The organism is Companilactobacillus mindensis DSM 14500 (assembly GCF_001434275.1).
Classification (GTDB): domain Bacteria; phylum Bacillota; class Bacilli; order Lactobacillales; family Lactobacillaceae; genus Companilactobacillus; species Companilactobacillus mindensis.
The window spans coordinates 1-5,375 of sequence record NZ_AZEZ01000087.1; the positions used below are offsets into that span (position 1 = coordinate 1).

Consider the following 5,375-nt stretch of genomic DNA (forward strand, 5'->3'; position numbering starts at 1 on the left):
CTACGGCTCACAGTGGACTTTCGCCACCAAGTTAGCGCCCATGCCGGGCGCACTATTCAAAAAAGTACACTTATATAAGTGTACTTTTTGTTTTTCATTATATATATATGTTTATTTATTACATTTTATACAAGTAAAAGAACAATTTTTAAAATAAGTATTCTTCATTAAATAATTAAACTAAAATTATTAGCTCTATTTTTTATATCTTTTATACTCTTCTTCCAGTAACACAAAAAGGGTCATCCCCTTAATAGGTGATGACCCTTTAGATTACTCTTTAAATTATTTTATCAGCTTATGACTAACCAAATATTCATGGGCAACCTTTGAAGCTTTTTCATGTTTAACCGTAACTAAATAATTCATCTTCTGCATATCAGTAGTTGAAATTTTACCAGCCAATTTATTCAATGACTTAACGACTTCTGGATACTCGTTAGCAAATTTCTCAGTCATCAACGGAGCCCCTTGATATGGTGGGAAGTAATGCTTGTCATCCTTGAGCATCTGCAAGTTATACTCTTGAATTTCAGGATCAGTCGTATAACCATCAACTAGATTGACTTTACCGTTAGCAATCGCCTTATAACGGATTGACGATTCCATCGTTTTGACACTGGCAACCTCAAGATTATATGTCTTCTTGATACCTTGGAATCCAGCCGGTTGTTGGTAAAAGTCGGGGTCAAAGCCAGCATGAATTTTATCTTCTACTTTGACTAAGTCACTAATCGTCTTCAAATTATATTTCTTAGCAAAGCTCTTCGTGACCGCCAAATCATAGCCATTTTGATATTGCATTGGTTTTAGATAAGCCATGTTGGCTTGCTCTTTCAATAATTTCTTAGCCGATTGGTAAGTCTTTTCGGGATTTTGATCAACCGGTTGATTGGTTTTAACTAACGTTTGCAAAACCGTTCCCGTGAATTCAGGATAGATGTCGATCGAACCGGTCTGCAAAGCCTTATAGATAAAGGATGTAGCTCCAAAATTAGATTTCAAAGAAACTTTCATATTTGGATTGTCATTTTCAATCAAATCTTTATACATGTTGATCAAAATTTCCGGTTCCCCACCGAGTTTACCGGCAATCGTAATCGAAACGTGACTTTTTTCAACTTGGCGATATCCTGCATAGCCACCAAACAAAACTACCAAAGTTGCCAATAAAATTCCCATTTTACGTAACGACAACTTAGAAATAGCTTTGATCAATGCACTGAAAATCAACGTCAAAATGGCTGATAAAACTGCACCGATCAATAGTAGCGCATTATTATTAGTTTCAATCCCCAGGAGAATATAAGTACCTAACCCACCAGCACCGATCAAAGCTGCCAATGTGGCTGTTCCAATGATCATAACCATAGCAATTCTGATACCAGAAATAATCATCGGCATCGCTAAAGGCAACTGAAACTTGATCAATTTCTTAGTTCGTGACAAGCCAAAGGCCTCAGCTGCCTCTTCCAAGGTAGGATCAATCGTAGTCAAACCAGAATATGTATTTTGAAAAATTGGCATGACTGCATACACGACCAAGGCAATGATCGAAGGGACCGTTCCAATTCCGACTAAAGGAATCAGAATACCTAACAGAGCCAAACTAGGAATCGTCTGTAAAATACTGGTGATCTGTAGAATAACTTCCGCAATTCGTTTGTGCGTCATCAAAATAATTGCCAGTGGAATTGCAATAATAGCTGCAATAAATAAGGAAATTAACGAAATAGAAATATGTTGGCCCAAAGCTGACAAGATACCGCCACTTTGAGTTTGCAAGATATGGATAATTGACTGCATTATTTCTCACCTTCTTTAGCTAAAAAAGTCTAATAGATCAGAAGTAACGAATTGATAATTATCGTCAATATTTTCAAATACTACTACTCCATTATTATCTTTTAATTCCACAGCCAAGCGATTGAGTGAATCTTCTTTTAATAGTGAAGAATTGATTGCCTGGTCTGTCTTAGTACCAAATCCGGCATCGATCATTTCACCGACCGTTGCTTGACCATTTTTTTCTTGTTGGAAAAAGCCTTTTACAAATTCATTCTTAGGATGATTCAAAATATCGTCTCGATTGCCGATCTGTTCCAAACGACCTTTGCTCATGACGGCAATCGTATCACCCAAACGGATAGCCTCGTGCATATCGTGGGTAACAAAAATAAAAGTCGTCTGCAATTCACGATGCAACTTCAAAACTAAATCTTGCAACTGCGTTCGAGAAATTGGGTCCAAAGCACTGAATGGCTCATCCATCAAAACCATCTTGGGACTAGTTGCCAAAGCCCGAATGATCCCCACTCGCTGTTGTTCCCCACCGGACAATTCACTCGGTAAACGTTTGGCATATTCTTTCGGGTCCAAACCAACTTTTTCTAATAAGTCAAATGCAACTTTTCTACGTTTCTCCTTATTCCAGTGCAATGATTCAGGTTGAATGGTTATGTTCTCTTCGATCGTCAAATTAGGAAACAAAGCGATGTTTTGCAATACATATCCCATATTGAGCCGCATCTTCTGCAAGTCATAATCATCGATATTTTTGCCGTCGACTAAAATTTTCCCTGATGTCGGCTTGATCAGGCGATTGATCATCTTTAAAGTAGTCGTTTTACCACTGCCACTTGTTCCAACCATCACAAAAAAATCCCCATCGTTGATTTCCAAGTTCAAATCTTCAATGGCAGAATTACCCTCATATTCCTTATAAACGTGTTCAAACTTTATCATAATTAGTCTCTTTCATGTAACTTTTTAAGTGACAGGTATAACCTAGTTATTAATATTAGAATAATCGCTATTTACTGTCAAATAATATGCATATGAACGATTAATTGACTAATATTCGAAATCATTCTATGATATAGCTTGTAAACACAAAAGTTACATATAGAGGTAAAATACATGCGAGTTTCTACACGTTTCAGCGATTCAGTCCATATTTTAGCTTTTATCGAAATTTATAAAAGCCTAAAGTTATCCAGTGAATTGATTGCTTCCAGTATCGAAACATCCCCCGTAGTCGTCCGTCGTCTAATGAGTACATTGCGTGAAAATGATTTGATCGATACCAAAAAAGGCTCCGCGGAACCCAAACTTTCCCGCTCACCAAGAGAAATCACGCTTTTAGATGTTTATTTGGCCGTCGAAGGCGACAAGCAACTATTCACGCTTGATACCAACACTAATCCCGAATGTATCGTCGGTGGCAATATTCAAAAAGTACTCGGGAACTATTATGAAGATGCCAAAATGGCTGCCCTTCGTAAATTCAACAATGTCACGCTACAAGACATTATCGAATCGATCCAAGTCGAACAAAAAGCCAAAGAACATCATCTTATTTAACTTTGCTCACAAACAAATCAAAATAGCGATAATAGATTTAACCCAATCGGTTGTCCTATTATCGCTATTTTTAGTGAATCTATTTTTGATAATTAGCCTTCAAAAAATCAGGCAATGATGTCGCTTTATGTCCCATGACAGTTTGATAGTCGTCACTGACAACATTCAATAAGCCACGGCCACCAGCATCATACATCGATGAAAGCATGTGACCCTCGTTGCCTTCATTATAAAGGTTGGCAAATTCTTCTAGTGTTACTGGTGCATAACCTAGTTTTTCTCCTGATACTTCACTCAGCACTTGTGCAAGTTCTGGCATCGTATAATTACGGTCTTGCGTCAATGTATAAATTTTACCATTTTTCAGTAATGATTTTGTCGCCGCCACTTTGGCAAAGGCTTTGGAACTGTCACCCAAACTAATAAATGACAAAGCCTGATCTTTCATTGGATAGATAACATTTCCTCGTTCGATCAATTCCGGTAAGTATGGTACCAGTGAATCAGCGTATAAGCCATTGCGAACGATCGTATAAGAGATTTTTGACGATGCTAAACGACGTGGCAAATAACCGTAGAACGCCGACAGATCAAAGGGATTATTAACTTGATCTGCAATAAAGCCCATTGCCAAAATATGCCTTACTTTAGCTCTTTGAGCTGCTTTGATAACATTCTCCAATTCAGTCACGCGGCTGTAACTGTCATGACTCTTACTAGGAACGTAGATCAAGACATCTTTGTTATTGAAGGCAGAAATCAAACTACCTTCCACCATAAAATCAATCGGTACAACATTGCTTCCGGCATCAGCGATGTGTTTAGCTTTGGTAACTGTATGAACGCCAGCAGTTACATCTGCACTGGGAACCAATTTGATCAATTCATTAAAAATTTGACTGCCTAAATGACCCGTAGCACCTGTGATGATATACTTCATAATTTAATTTCCTCCTGTTTTCAAAATAGATGTTACTTCAATAGTTACAAGTAGTCAACTGATAAGTTTTAAGATTTACTCCCTTTAATAGTTAATAAATAATATAATAAAATCAAATAGTGTTGGAGGGATTTGTATGCAAAAAATTATTATTGATAAAGAATTCTGGGATATCTTCCCAGAGGTCGAAATTGCTGTTATGACTGCTCACGATGTCAACAATCACGACGATTCACATGTACCTGATGATCTAATTCAAAACGCCAATGAAATCGCCAAGAAATGGGTACCTGACGATCCTATAAGTGCCAATCCAGTCGTTAAAGCTTGGCGTGACGCTTATCGTAAATTCAAAACTAAGAAAGGTGCTCGCAATGCCGTCGAAAACCTTTTGAAACGAGCTAAAAATAACAAAGGCGTTGGCAATATCAATCCTATCGTCGATGTCTACAATTCCGTTTCACTTGAATACGCCTTTCCAATTGCCGCCGAAGATCTGGATAAATTAGTTGGCGATGTTCACTTAACTGTTGCTAAAGGTGGCGAAAAATTCACTCCGATTGGTGAAGATGAGATCGAAGAAGCCTTACCTGGCGAAGTCGTCTATCGTGACGATCAAGATATTATTTCTCGTTGCTGGGCTTGGCGCGACAGTGCTCGAGTAGCGGACACTGATGATACCAAGAATTTACTCTTCTATATGGAAAATATTCAACCCGATCGCAAAGCTGACCACTTAGCAGCTGCAGATGCTTTGAAGACACGTTTCCACGATTACTTGGGTATCGATATCAACGATGTAACGATTCTCAGTCGCGATAATCCTGAATTTGTTTTTGCAGATTAAGTTTGGTTATTTATACCTCCCAATCCCTGTGGATTGCCGGAACGCTGTGAGAAGCAACTTCAAACCCATCCACCGAGATTCCATTCCAGACTGAATAATTTTTCTATTTGTTTACAGTAGTAATATTAGAAATACGCATATTTTAATATTTAGATACTTTTTTAAATCACATTAAACAACCTAAGATTAGTTCTAAGTAAAGATTAAACTCTTTACTTAGAACTT

The 5,375-nt window shown here is 37.7% G+C and carries 5 protein-coding genes; 2 read left to right on the forward strand and 3 right to left on the reverse strand.

The features are described 5' to 3' along the window. Positions 1-285 precede the first annotated feature (285 nt). Positions 286-1,806 (reverse strand): ABC transporter permease/substrate-binding protein, encoded by a 1,521-nt coding sequence (locus FD29_RS07930; protein WP_057888410.1) that lies wholly within the window; start codon positions 1,804-1,806, stop codon positions 286-288. Positions 1,807-1,821: 15 nt separating this feature from the next. Beyond that, positions 1,822-2,745, reverse strand: a complete 924-nt coding sequence (locus tag FD29_RS07935) for an ABC transporter ATP-binding protein (protein WP_057888411.1) — start codon at positions 2,743-2,745, stop codon at positions 1,822-1,824. Positions 2,746-2,919: 174 nt separating this feature from the next. Between FD29_RS07935 and FD29_RS07940 the strand changes: the two genes are divergently transcribed. Further along, positions 2,920-3,363 carry an Rrf2 family transcriptional regulator gene (locus FD29_RS07940; protein WP_057888412.1) on the forward strand — a complete coding sequence of 148 codons (444 nt, stop codon included), beginning with the start codon at positions 2,920-2,922 and terminating at the stop codon, positions 3,361-3,363. A 79-nt stretch (positions 3,364-3,442) separates the two neighbouring features. On the opposite strand, the gene FD29_RS07945 is transcribed toward FD29_RS07940, so the two are convergent. Continuing rightward, positions 3,443-4,303, reverse strand: coding sequence for an SDR family oxidoreductase (locus FD29_RS07945; RefSeq protein WP_057888413.1), 861 nt, complete (start codon positions 4,301-4,303; stop codon positions 3,443-3,445). A gap of 136 nt (positions 4,304-4,439) precedes the next feature. On the opposite strand from FD29_RS07945, the gene FD29_RS07950 reads away from it, so the two are divergent. After that, positions 4,440-5,150 (forward strand): B3/B4 domain-containing protein, encoded by a 711-nt coding sequence (locus FD29_RS07950; RefSeq protein WP_057888414.1) that lies wholly within the window; start codon positions 4,440-4,442, stop codon positions 5,148-5,150. Positions 5,151-5,375: the final 225 nt, after the last annotated feature.